The following is a 13,763-nucleotide window of genomic DNA, read 5'->3' as shown; positions in this document are numbered from 1 at the left end:
TATTAAATGAACTATATAATAGGAAGAGAAAATAATATGAACTTAAAACTCTATAATAGTTTATTATATAAATGAGAGGTTGAAGAGCAATGAACGGATTTGAAAAACGCAGCGAAGAAAAAAGAAAGCAAATTTTAACCGCTACTTTTGATTTAATGAATTCTCCTGATGGGGTTGAGGGGCTTACGGTAGATGAGATCGTCAAACAATCGGGAATTAGCAAAGCTACGATTTTTAAGTATTTTGGGAGCAAGGATAATTTGATTCACCAAGTGTTCATCCAGTTTATGACGGATATGGCGGACTCGGCGAAGGAAATTATGGCGGAGGAGCGACCGTTTGAAGAGACTTTGATTGCTATGAGTCAAAACAAGATTCGCTATTTGGAGCGGATTGAACATCAGTTTTACATGGATTTGATGGGCTACTATACGCAAAAAGAAAATCGTGATTTGTCGCTATTAATGGAAGCTTATACAAAAGAAAGTTTCAGCATTATGCTCGATTTATTTCACCGCGGGCGCAAAGAAGGAAAAGTCGATTTAAGATATTCCGATGAGTTTTTGATGCTGTTTTTCGAGGCGCTCGTAGAAGGGATTTCAAATCCCAAAATCTATGATAAAATCTTGCCGTACACGGAAGAATGGACAGAAATTATTGTTAAGGGAATTGCCCCAAGCAAGAAATAGGAGGTTTTGCGTGGATGAATGAAAAAGTATATGAATTTGATTCGGAAATTTATGAAGCGGAAGTTGGAAAAGGCGGTGCTTATACGGTATTTCCATATGATGTACGAGAGGAATTCGGGAAAGGCCGTGTGAAAGTTGCGGCAACATTTGATGGTGTACCTTATGAAGGAAGCATCGTCAATATGGGCGTTAAAAATCCAGATGGCTCGGTGTGTTATATTTTGGGTATTCGAAAGGATATTCGCACGAAAATCGGCAAAACAATTGGCGATACGGTTCATCTTACGGTGCGAGAGCGAATTTAAGAAAGGAAGTCTTTAGGATGGAATATAAAACTTTAAATAATGGATTAAAGGTGCCAGTACTTGGATTTGGTGTGTTTCAAATTACGGATCAAGATGAAGCGGAACAAGCGGTTTTACATGCGCTTCAAACAGGGTACCGTTTGATTGATACGGCTGCGGTTTATTTGAATGAAGAAGCGGTTGGCCGGGCGATTCAAAAAAGTGGCATCTCAAGAAGTGAAATCACTTTAACTACGAAGCTCTGGATCACGGATGCAAGTTATGATGGTGCGATGCGTGCTTTTGAGCGCTCGACGAAAAAGCTCGGGACGGATTACTTGGATATCTTTTTAATTCACCAACCTTATAGTGATTATTATGGGGCATGGCGGGCTTTAACGGAACTTTATCGGGCAGGAAAAGTGAAAGCGATTGGCGTTTCTAATTTTTCAACGGGAAGGCTAACGGATTTAATTTTAAATCAAGAAGTCAAACCAGTACTTGACCAAATTGAACTCCATCCATATCGCGGGCAAGCATGGCAACGTGATACGGCGGCTCATTTTGATGTGGCGATTGAAGCTTGGAGCCCGTTTAATCAAGGGAAGGATGGCATTTTTGAAGATCCTGTTTTAATGGCTATTGCGCGGAAACATGGGAAGACGGTTCCGCAAGTGATTTTGAGATGGCAAATTCAGCTCGGGAATATGGCCATTCCAAAATCAACGCACGCAAATCGGATCGAAGAAAACTTTGCAATTTTTGACTTTAAGTTAACGGAGGAAGAAATGCAGCAAATAGCAAGCTTGGATCGCGCACCTGATAGCACAGGTCCTCGTGAAAATTATCAGCTTGTGGAGCGATTGAATGGAATTACTTTAGATTGATTGAAGAAAGCTACCAATGGAAGAGAATTGGTAGCTTTTTTATGTCTATGTGTTTATGAGAGACTAAGGGGGTTATTAATAGGGGGATTATTGATTATAATTATAAATGTAAAATAATATAAATTTAGGTGTGTGTAAGCGAGGCTATAACCACTTCTGAGGGATTGTCCGTCTCTATGGACATAGATTGACGTGTAAACGCATACAAAGGTCTTATAATAATAACTGTGAGGTGGTTGAAATGATTTTTAGTACAAACGAGAGCAACGTATTAAATGTATTAAATTATGAAACGTTCACTTCTGCAGGTGAGTTAGCCAGTCAACTTTTTGTTTCAAACAAAACCATTTACCGATTAGTGAAGAAAATCAATGATATTGCACAAAGTGATTATCAAAAACCTCTCATTTTATCCGAAACGGGGAAAGGCTATATTTTGAACCCGGCATTTATTAATATCAATATTCAGCAGTCGATTGACTATAAGGAAGAAAATCAGTTGAATGACTTATTACTATCGTTAATGTATAAGCATCCTAACAAAAAAAGTCGTGAAGCCTTTAAGTTTGAATATGTGAGTGAAAGTACGGCGGAACGGCTGATGAAAAAATTGGAAGAGCGACTGCTCGCTTATCGCATTAAGCTTCGAATGAATCTGGATTATGTTTGGATTGAGGGGAAGGAACAAGATATTCGTAAGGCGATTCATGAAATTATTTTGGAAACACATAACTTGAATGCGCTTGGGGAAATTGGGATTGAATTGAACGAATTTGATAAGCATTTCCTAGATAAGCAATTGGCGCTTCTCGAGGAGTCGATCGGAGAAACTATTAATTACCCATATGATATTACGCTTTATACGCATCTTTATATGCTTCTGAAACGGTATCGCGAAGGAGATGTTAGTTATCTTCAAAGGCAGGAACCACTGGAAGTAGACGAGTTGCAGTTGCTTCATGCTAACAGGCGACTTGCTGAAGTGGCTAGGCAAATTAAAGGCAATATTGAACGCTATTTGAATCTTGAATTAAGTGAAATGGAAGAATTCTTTATTTTCCAAAATCTATATTCGATTAATATCCAAGAAAGAGAAAGCAGTAATGTAGACAAAAGCTTAGCCGAATTAATTTCCAATCGGTTGATCACTAGTTTTTTCAATATCTCGGACAAGTCACTCTTGCCAAGTTGCCGCTCTTTGTATGAGGATATTTACCAGCACACGCTCCCGATGCTTAGTCGGTTGAGAAGCGGCATCACGGTAGAAAATAATTTGCTAGAAGAAGAGAAAGTGGAATATCGAGATACTTTTTATAAGCTCAAGGCGATTATTACGGAAATCAATAAGGAGCTGACTTTTGAAACGAAAATCAATGAGGAAGAAATTGGTTATCTTACGCTGTACTTTGAAAAGTATAAGTTAAGCAAAAGCCAAGCCAAAAATGTGCTGCTCGTTTGTTCAACGGGGATTGGCACTTCGGAATTGTTGAAGATTCGTTTGGAAAAGAATGTTCAAAATATCAATATCGTAGCTGCGATGAGCCAAAGACAGATGAAAAATAACAAGGCGTTTTTAAATGAGAACATTGATTTGATTCTTTCAACTTTGCGAGTTCCACTGAATTCAGTAAATCTTCCAGTTTTAACAATCAGTCCGTTATTAACGAGCCAAGATATACAGAAAATCAATTACATGCTAAAGGAGACTTAATTATGGAAAAGGTGTTATTAGAAGAAGTCATTCATAAAGAGTTGATTTTAATTAACTCAAAGGCGGGAAATAAGGACGAGATTTTGAGGGAGCTGATTCATTTGCTTCATGAAAATCACTATATTGCAGATGAAGCGGCTTTTTTAGAGGATGTATATCTGCGGGAAACGGAAGGTGAAACGGGAATTGGTCAAGGAATCGCTATTCCGCACGGGAAGTCTGCTTCGGTTGAGACGACTACGATTGCGGTGGCTACGCTAGAAAAACCGATCCAGTGGGAAACGCTCGACGGTGAAGATGTTGAAGTAGTCATTTTGTTTGCAGTGAAAGACTCGGATATCAATACTACACATGTTTTGCTACTACAGCAAGTGGCGACACTACTCGCAGATGAAGACTTTTTAGATGATTTAAAGGGAGTTACGTCAGTCGATGAAATGTATCAACTGATTACCAATAAATAAAATACAAAAGGAAAGTAGGAGAGGAAATTATGTTAGTATCTGGAAAAGAAATTATGGCGGTAGCAAAAGAAAAAAAGTTCGCGGTTCCTGCGTTTAACGCTGGATCTGGACAACTTTTAAATGCGGTAATGGAAGCGTGTGAAGAAGCAAAATCACCAGTTATGATTGCGATTCACCCGGATGAATTAAGCTTTTTAACGGATAGTTTTGTGGATCAAGTGAAATATTTGGCGAATCATTCTAAAGTGCCAGTTTGTATCCACTTGGACCACGGAGCAAGTTATGAACAAGTGATTCATGCGATTCAACTTGGTTTTACGTCAGTCATGATTGATGCTTCTCACTTACCTTATGAAGAAAATATTGAGATTTCGAAAAAAGTAGTCGCGGCAGCTCATCCAGTGGGGGTTTCTGTTGAGGCGGAACTTGGAACGATTGGCGACACAGGGAACACTGTTGAAGGCGGCGTTAGTGAAGTGATTTATACGGATCCGAAAGTGGCCCAAGACTTCATTGATAAAACAGGTGTTGACAGTTTAGCGGTTGCGATCGGAACTGCACACGGCATTTATCCAAAAGACGTTGATCCGAAATTGCGCCTCGATATTCTAGAAGAAATTGAAAAAGCAACGGACATTCCGCTTGTTTTACACGGCGGGTCTAGTAATCCGGATGAAGAAATCGCCAAAGCAGTCACGATGGGGGTAAACAAAATCAATATTTCAAGTGATATCAAGATTGTTTTTGCGAATAAGCTTCGGGAAATCTTGAATAGCGGTAACTCCGAAATTCGCGAACCAAACGTACTTTTTCCTGACTGCATGAAAGAAACGAAAAAAGTCGCACTTGAAAAAATCAAACTGTTTAATTCGATCGATCAAGCCAAACATTATTTTAACTAGAAGGGGAGGTTGGACTGATGAAAATTGTTGGTATTGCAGCCTGCACAGCGGGTATTGCCCATACTTATATTGCGAAGGAAAAACTTTCTAAAGCGGCGGAAAGCAGAGGGCACGAAATTCATATCGAAACGCAAGGCCTTGCCGGAACACAAGATGCGCTTACGCAACAAGATATTGATGCGGCGGATATTGTAATCATCGCAGCGGACATTAAAGTGAACGGTCGCGAACGGTTCAAGGATAAAAAAATTGTAGAAGTTCCAACAAGTTTAGTCGTTAAATCACCAACTAAACTCATTGAAAAAGTAGAACAGGTTTAAAACAAAAAAATAAGCAAGGTGCGTTACGGAAACCAATGTGCCTTGCTTTTAGGAGGTAAAACAATGAAAGCGCTTAAAAATATCGGTTTTAAAAAGCATCTCATGACAGCCATTTCGTTCTTTCTACCGATCATAGTGGCTTCTGGTTTCTTGCTTGCCATTGGAAACATGACAGGTGGAGTAAATATTGAAAGCTTCAAGGACGGCTTTTCCTTCTCTGATGCCTTAACAACGATGGGAGGATACGGACTCGGCTTACTGCCAATGATCGTTTCGACGGCTATTGCGTATTCGATTGCGGATAAACCAGGGATTGCGCCCGGATTAATTGTCGGGATGGTCGCAAATGGAATTGGTACGGGCTTCCTTGGCGGCTTAGTGGGCGGTTATATTTCAGGTATTATTGTAGTTTTATTAGTCACTTATATTAAAGTTCCAAGCTGGATGGAAGGCCTGATGCCGACGCTTGTGATTCCATTTATCAGTACGCTTCTGGCTGGAATCGTGATGTATTATGTCGTTGGAACGCCAATTACTTGGTTTACAGAAATGCTGACTAATTACTTAGGAAACTTGAATACGTCGTCACTCTTTGTTTATGGGGCGATCATTGGCGTGCTCGCTTCGATTGACTATGGTGGAGCCATCAATAAAGTGGTGTTTGCCTTTGTATTCGCACTGTTCTCTGAAGGAATCTATGAACCGATCACGGTACTCATTCTAGCTTCTATGGTCACACCATTCGGACTTACGATTGCATTTTTCTTAGGCAAAGTGGTTCGCAAAAATATCTTTAACAAACAAGAAGTGGAAACTTTGAAAACGGCCTTTCCGATGGGGATCTGTCAAATTACGGAAGGTTGCTTCCCGATCGTTTTAAATGACTTATTGCGCTGTGTACTCGCAACGGGAATTGGTGGCGCTGTCGGTGGCGGACTAAGCATGTTATGGGGAGCAGATAGCCATATCCCAGCTTCTGGCATGTTCGCTGTTCCAACGATGACACATCCATGGGCATTCCTTGCGGCACTCTTGATTGGTTCACTTGTAACAGCCGTTTCCATCTTGATTCTTAAAAAACGAGTGGATCCAAATGCGGAAATCGTTGTGGAAGAAAAAGAAGAAGATGAAATTTCTTGGGATGATCTTAAAATTAATTAATATTTAGGAGTGGAAGGAAATGGATTATCAAGCGCGAATAAAGCAAGCTTTTCTAGATTCGGGGATTGCTTTTACGGAAGAAGAGCTAAAAAATATTGATTATGCAGACTTTGGCTTAAATCGCTTGGAGACGGAAGGCTTAAATTTGATCGTTTACGTCAATAACGACACATATTGCGCCAAGGAGATGGTTTTGCTTCCTGGACAAACGTGCCCAGAACACCGTCACCCGCGCCGAGGAGCGCATCAGGAAATCGAAGGAAAGCGTGAAACGTTCCGCTGTCGCAAAGGGAAAGTCTATCTTTATGTGGAAGGCGAGGAAAATACGGCAGCCATCAAAAGTACGATTCCGGCGGGGCAAGAAGCTTATTATACGGTTAGGCACGAAATTGAGCTGAATCCTGGTGAGCAGTATACGATCGAACCGGACACACTTCACTGGTTTCAAGCCGGCGAAGAAGGAGCTATTATTTCTGAATTTTCGACGCCAAGTGATGATCCAAGCGATATTTTTACCAATCCAAATATTGAACGCGTGACGAAATAATGATTTGGCAGACTTGGGCTTATTTTAAGTTCAAGTCTGTTTTTCGGAGGGAAGCATGAAAACTTATCAAATTGAAAATGAAGCAGTGCGGATCGAGTTTATCGACCAAGGTGGCTGCTTGACGAAGATGGTCAACAAGAAAACGAATACCAATTATTTAATTCATTATGCGGACTTAAATGAGTATCGAACGAATCCTTACTTTTTAGGGGCTACGATCGGACGAAATGCCGGCCGAACTTTTCCGCCTTTTTATACCAATTTCGCTGGGGAAAAAGTGGCACTTGATTGTAATGAAGGGGATCTTCATTTGCATGGTGGCCAAAACGGTTTGCAATTTCAAGAGTGGCAGGTACGAAAATTGAATGATTCTGCCTATGAGCTTTGTTTAGTGGATGACGCGAAGTCGCTTTATGAAAAGATGGCATTTCGGCTCGTTTACCGGCTTGAGAACAACCGATTCCGCATCGAGATGTATGGCACAGCAGAGGTGCCGACGATTTGCAATTTAACCAATCATGCTTTTTTTAATTTGAATCAAGATAAAGCAACCATTGAGTCGCATCAATTGAAAACTGCAGATGCGAGGTTGCAGCTGATTGATGAAGCGTTTGTGCCAACGGAAGAATACATAGACTTCCGTGTTGGGGATCCAGAATATGCGCCGTTTAATTTTAATTCGCGCGCTCAGGTCGGGAAAGCTTTCGAACTTGGGACACAGTTATCGGAAATTTGCGCGGGTGGAATTGACCTAGCATATTGCTTTGAAGAACCGAATAATCCCGAAGTGGCAAAAATTGAGCTCACAGGTGAAGCGGAAACGAATAAGCTAGTGATTCGTTCTAATCAAGAAGCTTGCGTGATTTATACCGCCAATAAAGTCGCAGCCCGAGTACCCATTAACGATGGCAAGCGCATGACGAAATATCAAGGAATCACCTTTGAAATGCAGCGCATGCCTAACTATGTTCACGAAGCGACGGATTATTTGACGGATGATTACTATGCTTTCACAGAATATGAAATTCTTTAAAAAGGAGTGAGTGATTTGGCGTGTTACGTCGGAGTCGATTTAGGAACCAGTTCCATTAAAATGATAGCGGCACGAAGCGACGGGACGATTTTAGCTACGACAACGAGCCCGTTTAGCATTATTTCCGAACAGTCGCATTATAGCGAAGAAAACCCGCAGGACTGGCTTCAAGCATTTGATGAGGCTTTCAGCCAGTTGTTGTTAGAAGCGCCGGAACTTGCGTGCGATCTTGAAGCAATCTCATTTTCCGGACAGATGCACAGCTTGGTCTTGCTAGATGAAACGGGATACCCACTTCGAAATGCTATCCTGTGGAATGATACGCGAACGGTGGCGGAAGTGGAATTTTTGAAGGCACAATATGCGGAACATTTGCTGCAAGTTGAAAAAAATATCGCTTTGGAAGGCTTTACGCTACCTAAAATTTTGTGGGTCAAGCGCAATGAGCCAGCGTTATTTGAACGAACGTGGAAATTCATGATGCCAAAAGACTATCTCGTTTACTATTTGACGGAGCAGGTTTTCACGGATCGTTCAGATGCGTCTGGAACTATTTTGTATGATGTGAAGCGCCATGCTTGGGATGAAGAGTTGCTTCGAGAGTTAGAAATCAAGCCTGAACAGTGCCCGGAAGTCGTGGAATCAGTGGCGGTTGTTGGAAAACTTAAACCAGCGCTTCAAGAAAAATTTGGCATGGAAAGGGAGGTGCGGATTGTGATTGGCGGGGCTGATAATGCCTGCGGAGCGCTTGGCAATATCAGTCATCCAGAAACGCAAGGATTGATTTCTGTTGGGACATCGGGCGTGGTGTTAGCCTATTCACGGCCGGCGGGTGAAGTGACGGGAAAGTACCATTATTTTAATTCCGCCATCTCAGGATGGGATTACAAAATGGGGGTAACCTTATCTGCGGGTTATTCACTCGAGTGGTTTCGAAAGGTTTTCGCGCCCAATGAAGATTTTGAAGAATTGACGGGTGAGCTTGCGCAAGTTCCGATTGGGGCGAATGGGGTTCGTTTTAATCCGTATTTGTTCGGTGAACGCAGTCCTTATTTTAATCCCTATTTGAGTGCATCGATCACTGGAATCAGGGCGAATCACAGGCGTCAGGATATTGTTCGCGCACTTCTTGAAGGTGTAACGTTTTCACTTAAAAATGTCTACGACCAAATGGAACTTGGTGAGGCGATCCAAACGTTTCGTATTACGGGCGGCGTAGTCAAAAATCCGCTTTGGCTGCAAATGTTTGCAGATGTTTTTGAAATGAGGATGGAGGTGCTCGCACTGGATGAGGGGCCAGCGTTTGGAGCACTCATTTGTGCGATTCAAGGAATAGAAGGCGGTGAATCAGCAGAAATCTTGAGGAAATTTAATCCACTTCGGAAAACATTTAATCCGATTGCAGGGAATGTGGAGCGCTACAGAGAGGCTTATCAAGGCTTTTTGGAACAAAGTGAGATGCAAAACCGAATAAGCAAGAAAATGGAATAAGAAAGCAGTTGAGCGCACCCGTGCGTTCAACTTTTTTATAATATTTATTTTTTGTGTGAAAAAAAGTGTCGAAAAATTGTCACATTAAAACGTCAGTAGATATGGTAAACTAATGACGTGAATAATGAATAAGAAAGGAGAAGGTAGATGAAAAGAAAAGCTTATCGAAATTCACCAGCATTTGTACTGCTAGCATGGGGAGCCTTTTTAGCTTTCCTCGCATTGATGATTATTGGATTAATCACGTTAAAAGAGCCGCTGATGGTAAAAGGTTATTACTTTATGGCTTCCATTGGTCTCGTTTCTTCGGCGTTTACTGTGGCAAAAGTGGTACGTGATAATCAAGAAGACGAAGAACGTTATAATCAAATGTTTCGTGCAGTCGACATAGACCACGATCAGAAAACAAGCCAAGAATAATCAAATTCAACTAAGAGGGAGAGAAGAAAGGCGTCATGTTAATTCTATTATTTGTTTTAGCCGTTGTTTATACAATTTGTACAGTACTAATACATAACCTGATTAAGAAAAAGAATCTCAGCAGCATGAGTTATGGTATTTTTTCCGTTATTCAGGGAGCTTGCATGAGCGCAAGTGTCATTATTTTATTTATTTTGTTGTTAAAAGGAAGAACATTAGTTTAATAACATCATTTCAAAACAATCTGTGAGTTTTTAAAACTAACAGGTTGTTTTTATTTTGAGTAAAGTAAGTTTTTTTATAAATAAAACGTGGCAAATAGTGTATAACTTGAAAATAAAGTAAAATTTTTCTATTATAATGAAAAAGGAGACAGCCCATGTTTGAACTAAGTGAAAACTTAACGAGGTTTCTTTTGCCGGTGATGGAGTGGATTGTTTTAATTCTTAACTTGATCTCGATTCTTATTTTAGTGATCGGCGTTTGGCAGGTTGTGTGGTTTTTACTAACAAAACTCATTTGGCCAGGAAAGAAACAAAATATCGTAAGAGCAAATAATTCAGTAAAAAATAAGCTCGGAAGTTATGTGCTACTCAGTTTAGAAGTGCTTATTGCCGCTGATATCATTGAAACCATCGTGAAGCCGACATTTAAAGATATCATGATGCTGGGCTTAATCGTTGTTATTCGAACGATTATTTCCTATTTTTTAACAAAAGAAATCAAAGAATTTGAGGACAACTAAGGAGAGAAACAAATGACAGAAAAACGTAAAGTTTTAGTAGCGGTAGACGGATCAGAGAAATCTTATCACGCTTTTTTAGAGGCGCTAGAATACGGAGAGAAAGCAGAGCTTACTTTGCTTGCAGTGGTGGATCAATCGCTACCAAATGATCAAGAATTTTATTTATCACCAGAGTACCAGATTTTACCGGAAACAGATGAATTCGAAACAATAGCTGAAACGTATTTAAATCAGCTTGTAGCAAGTGCAGAAACTAAAAGGCCAATTCAAAAAGTAACGGTCGAAGGTGATGCGAGTAAACAAATCGTTGAATATGCGAAAAAAAATGCAATGGATTTAATTATTTTAGGAAGAACAGGGAAGAATGCAGTGGAGCGAATGCTACTTGGTTCCACTTCGGCTTATGTCACGAAACATGCTCCTTGCAGTGTGTTGATTGTGAATTAATACAGATTTTTTGAAAAGAACTGCTATCACTATAGCGGTTCTTTTTTATGTTTTGCTTTTGATGAAATTTCCCTATATATGGTGAAAAACATTGCGTTGAAAACGTTTACTATTGGAAATAAAATAAATATGTACTAGAAAAAAGCATAGTTAGTGAAATGCGAGAAGGGAGAAAGTGAAATGGAAAGTCCAATTGCTCTTTTAGTCATGAGTCATGGCGACTTTGCAAAAGCAGCTATAGATAGCGCTGAGCTAATTGTAGGCAAGCAAAGCAATTATGCGACGATGGGGGTTGTTATGACAGATGAACTTGATTCGCTCAAACAAGAAATGCGAGAAAAAGTACAACAGCTTGATCGAAAGAAAGGTTTGTTGATTTTAACAGATATTGTGGGAGGAACGCCGACGAATCTGGCAAGTGAATTTTTGATGGAAGAAGAAACGTTACTTGTTTCTGGAATAAATCTACCAGTTTTGCTTGAAATTTTAATGAATCGAGCAAACTCATTAGATACGCTTAAATCACTTGTTAAGACGGCATATAAACAAGGTCTCTCTATTCGAACAAAAAGAGATTTGGAAGGGGAAGTGGACGATGATGATTTGCTTTAGTCGAATTGATGACCGTTTGATTCATGGCCAAGTAGTTACAACTTGGTCCAACTTGTACAACATTGAACAAATTATTGTATTAAACGATAAAATCGCAGGAGATATAACTCAGAAAAATATATTATCAATGGCTGCACCACAAGGAATTAAAGTGAAAGCTTTTCCCATTAAGAAATTTAGTGAAATCATTCAAACGACAACGATTACGCGCCGAACGATGCTACTTTTTTCGACAAGTGAAGATGTTTTGGAAGCTGTTCAAAATGGGGTTCCGATTGAAGCGTTAAACGTTGGTGGGATGCGTTATCAGGAAGGTAGAGAACGATTGACTAAAGCTGTTGCTGTCACTCCGTCTGAAAAAAAAGCTTTCCAAACACTTTTAGAGCATGGGCTTGAGATAACGGTGCAGATGGTTCCTAATGATGAAAAAGTCAATTTAAAGGAGGTTCTCTAAATGCTGACTGCTCTTTTAGTTTCAATTTGGGCCGGTATTTGTGCACTAGATGATATTGGTACACAAATGATTCGTCGCCCGTTACTGATTGCGACTGTTGTTGGTTTAATCATGGGAGACTTGAAAACTGGACTTTTGATTGGGGGAACACTTGAAGTAATGTGGATGGGAATCGGAAATGTAGGAGCTTACTCTGCTCCAGATATCATTTCTGGAACAGCGATTGGAACGGCTCTCGGGATTTCTTCAGGCGGAACGGCTACGGCTGTCGCGCTTGCAGTTCCGGCGTCACTTCTCGCACAGCAATTGCTTATTTTATACCGATCGGGAATTGTTTATTTAAACCCCATTGCAGATCGTATTGCAGATACGGGTGATTTTAAACGTGTTTTTCGGATTAACTATATTCCTATCTGTATTGCGTTTTTGATTCGAGCAGTGCCTACTTTTTTAGCCATTTATTTTGGTGCTGGGGTAATTGATAAAGTTGTTGAGGCGCTTCCAGATTCGATCATGGATGGGTTAAGTATTGCTGGCGCGATTATACCGGCTGTTGGGATTGGGCTTTTAATGTTAATGATGCTTAAGAAAGGTGCACTTTGGACATTTTTGATTGCTGGATTTACACTTGCTGTTTATTTGGATTTATCAGTGCTTCCGATTACATTAATTGCATTGCCACTTGCGGTCATTTATGATTTGGCCCAGCAAAATAAAGCTGCACCAGTGCAAAAAGAAGCAGCCATAGCTGATGAGGAGGATTATGACTTATGACAGCGGAAATTGGTACTCACAAAATTACAAAGCAAGATTTAAATAAAGTTTTTTGGCGGATGCAACTTTAGAATGTTACGAATAATTTTCAATCGATGCAGGCGATCGGATTTTTGTCTAGTTTTGTTCCCGTGCTTGAAAGACTTTATGAGGGGAAACCAAAAGAAATGCGCGTAGATGCGATGAAACGGCATTTAGAATTCTTTAATAGTCATGTCAATGCAGATGCGCTTATTATGGGCGTTGCTGCTGCAGTTGAAGAGACAACACCAGAGCAAGAAAAGGAAACAGTAACAGCGATTAAAACGGGACTGATGGGTCCGCTTGCTGGAATTGGAGATAGTATTCTAAAGTTTACTTGGTTGCCGATTTGTGGAAGTATCGGGGCATCGCTTGCATTAAATGGCAGTGTGATTGGACCGATTTTGATGTTTTTACTATACAATGTCGTTAATGTAGCAACGAAATATTATGGAATTCATTTGGGATATGCAAAAGGCATGGAGATGATAAATGGCGGCGGGAGCAATCTTTTACAACGACTATCAACGATGGCCAATGTAGTTGGACTAATGGTAATTGGGGCATTGATTGCTTCAGTTGTGAAGGTGCATGTTGTTGCAAAAATTTCTGCAGGAGAAAATGTAATCAAATTCCAAGAGATGTTTGATAAGGTCATGCCAGGACTTTTTAGTTTGCTCGTGACAATCGCAGTTTATTTTATTTTGAAAAAAACGAAAGGGAAACACGCTCCGCTTTTGATTTTGGGGATCATGGTGATTTCAATTCTTTTCACAATGTTTGGGGTGTTAGGTAAATAAA

The 13,763-nt window shown here is 40.2% G+C and carries 17 protein-coding genes and 1 pseudogene; all 18 read left to right on the top strand.

Features of this window, described 5'->3' with window-relative positions; all coding sequences use genetic code 11:
* Positions 1-89: 89 nt before the first annotated feature.
* Complete coding sequence (locus UR08_RS08840) at positions 90-689, top strand: TetR/AcrR family transcriptional regulator (RefSeq protein ID WP_115753291.1); 600 nt, start codon at positions 90-92, stop codon at positions 687-689.
* A 14-nt stretch (positions 690-703) separates the two neighbouring features.
* Positions 704-994: a DUF1905 domain-containing protein gene (locus tag UR08_RS08835; protein ID WP_115753290.1), complete on the top strand. Its 291-nt coding sequence runs from the start codon at positions 704-706 to the stop codon at positions 992-994.
* Positions 995-1,011: 17 nt separating this feature from the next.
* On the top strand, positions 1,012-1,860 hold the full coding sequence (locus UR08_RS08830) for an aldo/keto reductase (RefSeq protein ID WP_115753289.1): 849 nt from the start codon (positions 1,012-1,014) through the stop codon (positions 1,858-1,860).
* Between the two features lie 241 nt (positions 1,861-2,101).
* Complete coding sequence (locus UR08_RS08825) at positions 2,102-3,571, top strand: BglG family transcription antiterminator (RefSeq protein ID WP_115753288.1); 1,470 nt, start codon at positions 2,102-2,104, stop codon at positions 3,569-3,571.
* Positions 3,572-3,573: 2 nt separating this feature from the next.
* Positions 3,574-4,035, top strand: coding sequence for a PTS sugar transporter subunit IIA (locus tag UR08_RS08820; RefSeq protein WP_115753287.1), 462 nt, complete (start codon positions 3,574-3,576; stop codon positions 4,033-4,035).
* Positions 4,036-4,064: 29 nt separating this feature from the next.
* Positions 4,065-4,937: a ketose-bisphosphate aldolase gene (locus UR08_RS08815; RefSeq protein WP_115753286.1), complete on the top strand. Its 873-nt coding sequence runs from the start codon at positions 4,065-4,067 to the stop codon at positions 4,935-4,937.
* A gap of 17 nt (positions 4,938-4,954) precedes the next feature.
* Entirely contained in the window at positions 4,955-5,257 is a 303-nt protein-coding gene (locus UR08_RS08810) for a PTS fructose transporter subunit IIB (RefSeq protein WP_115753285.1), read from the top strand.
* Between the two features lie 63 nt (positions 5,258-5,320).
* Positions 5,321-6,418, top strand: a complete 1,098-nt coding sequence (locus UR08_RS08805) for a PTS fructose transporter subunit IIC (RefSeq protein WP_115753284.1) — start codon at positions 5,321-5,323, stop codon at positions 6,416-6,418.
* A 19-nt stretch (positions 6,419-6,437) separates the two neighbouring features.
* On the top strand, positions 6,438-6,965 hold the full coding sequence (locus tag UR08_RS08800; protein ID WP_115753283.1) for a D-lyxose/D-mannose family sugar isomerase: 528 nt from the start codon (positions 6,438-6,440) through the stop codon (positions 6,963-6,965).
* A 55-nt stretch (positions 6,966-7,020) separates the two neighbouring features.
* Positions 7,021-7,998, top strand: coding sequence for an aldose epimerase family protein (locus tag UR08_RS08795; protein ID WP_115753282.1), 978 nt, complete (start codon positions 7,021-7,023; stop codon positions 7,996-7,998).
* Between the two features lie 15 nt (positions 7,999-8,013).
* Positions 8,014-9,489, top strand: a complete 1,476-nt coding sequence (xylB, locus tag UR08_RS08790) for a xylulokinase (protein ID WP_115753281.1) — start codon at positions 8,014-8,016, stop codon at positions 9,487-9,489.
* Between the two features lie 147 nt (positions 9,490-9,636).
* Complete coding sequence (locus UR08_RS08785; protein WP_115753280.1) at positions 9,637-9,909, top strand: YiaA/YiaB family inner membrane protein; 273 nt, start codon at positions 9,637-9,639, stop codon at positions 9,907-9,909.
* A 379-nt stretch (positions 9,910-10,288) separates the two neighbouring features.
* Positions 10,289-10,654: a DUF1622 domain-containing protein gene (locus UR08_RS08780; RefSeq protein ID WP_115753279.1), complete on the top strand. Its 366-nt coding sequence runs from the start codon at positions 10,289-10,291 to the stop codon at positions 10,652-10,654.
* Between the two features lie 12 nt (positions 10,655-10,666).
* Positions 10,667-11,101 carry a universal stress protein gene (locus UR08_RS08775; RefSeq protein ID WP_115753278.1) on the top strand — a complete coding sequence of 145 codons (435 nt, stop codon included), beginning with the start codon at positions 10,667-10,669 and terminating at the stop codon, positions 11,099-11,101.
* 180 nt (positions 11,102-11,281) lie between these two features.
* Positions 11,282-11,713 carry a PTS sugar transporter subunit IIA gene (locus UR08_RS08770; RefSeq protein ID WP_115753277.1) on the top strand — a complete coding sequence of 144 codons (432 nt, stop codon included), beginning with the start codon at positions 11,282-11,284 and terminating at the stop codon, positions 11,711-11,713.
* On the top strand, positions 11,697-12,167 hold the full coding sequence (locus tag UR08_RS08765; protein WP_205757237.1) for a PTS sugar transporter subunit IIB: 471 nt from the start codon (positions 11,697-11,699) through the stop codon (positions 12,165-12,167). Before UR08_RS08770 ends, UR08_RS08765 begins: the two co-directional genes overlap by 17 nt.
* Positions 12,168-12,941 (top strand): PTS mannose/fructose/sorbose/N-acetylgalactosamine transporter subunit IIC, encoded by a 774-nt coding sequence (locus UR08_RS08760; RefSeq protein ID WP_115753276.1) that lies wholly within the window; start codon positions 12,168-12,170, stop codon positions 12,939-12,941.
* Positions 12,942-13,030: 89 nt separating this feature from the next.
* Positions 13,031-13,762: pseudogene (locus UR08_RS08755) on the top strand (PTS system mannose/fructose/sorbose family transporter subunit IID); the annotation flags it as partial.
* Position 13,763: the final 1 nt, after the last annotated feature.

This window comes from Listeria kieliensis, from assembly GCF_003369925.1.
GTDB lineage: Bacteria > Bacillota > Bacilli > Lactobacillales > Listeriaceae > Listeria > Listeria kieliensis_A.
Note: the sequence above shows the minus strand (reverse complement) of the source record. Positions and strands in the feature narration are given on the sequence as shown.

Coding starts and splice junctions, on each gene's coding strand:
- UR08_RS08840 (WP_115753291.1), top strand. CDS start 90: ATGAACGGATTTGAAAAACGCAGCGAAGAAAAAAGAAAGCAAATTTTA.
- UR08_RS08835 (WP_115753290.1), top strand. CDS start 704: ATGAATGAAAAAGTATATGAATTTGATTCGGAAATTTATGAAGCGGAA.
- UR08_RS08830 (WP_115753289.1), top strand. CDS start 1,012: ATGGAATATAAAACTTTAAATAATGGATTAAAGGTGCCAGTACTTGGA.
- UR08_RS08825 (WP_115753288.1), top strand. CDS start 2,102: ATGATTTTTAGTACAAACGAGAGCAACGTATTAAATGTATTAAATTAT.
- UR08_RS08820 (WP_115753287.1), top strand. CDS start 3,574: ATGGAAAAGGTGTTATTAGAAGAAGTCATTCATAAAGAGTTGATTTTA.
- UR08_RS08815 (WP_115753286.1), top strand. CDS start 4,065: ATGTTAGTATCTGGAAAAGAAATTATGGCGGTAGCAAAAGAAAAAAAG.
- UR08_RS08810 (WP_115753285.1), top strand. CDS start 4,955: ATGAAAATTGTTGGTATTGCAGCCTGCACAGCGGGTATTGCCCATACT.
- UR08_RS08805 (WP_115753284.1), top strand. CDS start 5,321: ATGAAAGCGCTTAAAAATATCGGTTTTAAAAAGCATCTCATGACAGCC.
- UR08_RS08800 (WP_115753283.1), top strand. CDS start 6,438: ATGGATTATCAAGCGCGAATAAAGCAAGCTTTTCTAGATTCGGGGATT.
- UR08_RS08795 (WP_115753282.1), top strand. CDS start 7,021: ATGAAAACTTATCAAATTGAAAATGAAGCAGTGCGGATCGAGTTTATC.
- UR08_RS08785 (WP_115753280.1), top strand. CDS start 9,637: ATGAAAAGAAAAGCTTATCGAAATTCACCAGCATTTGTACTGCTAGCA.
- UR08_RS08780 (WP_115753279.1), top strand. CDS start 10,289: ATGTTTGAACTAAGTGAAAACTTAACGAGGTTTCTTTTGCCGGTGATG.
- UR08_RS08775 (WP_115753278.1), top strand. CDS start 10,667: ATGACAGAAAAACGTAAAGTTTTAGTAGCGGTAGACGGATCAGAGAAA.
- UR08_RS08770 (WP_115753277.1), top strand. CDS start 11,282: ATGGAAAGTCCAATTGCTCTTTTAGTCATGAGTCATGGCGACTTTGCA.
- UR08_RS08765 (WP_205757237.1), top strand. CDS start 11,697: ATGATGATTTGCTTTAGTCGAATTGATGACCGTTTGATTCATGGCCAA.
- UR08_RS08760 (WP_115753276.1), top strand. CDS start 12,168: ATGCTGACTGCTCTTTTAGTTTCAATTTGGGCCGGTATTTGTGCACTA.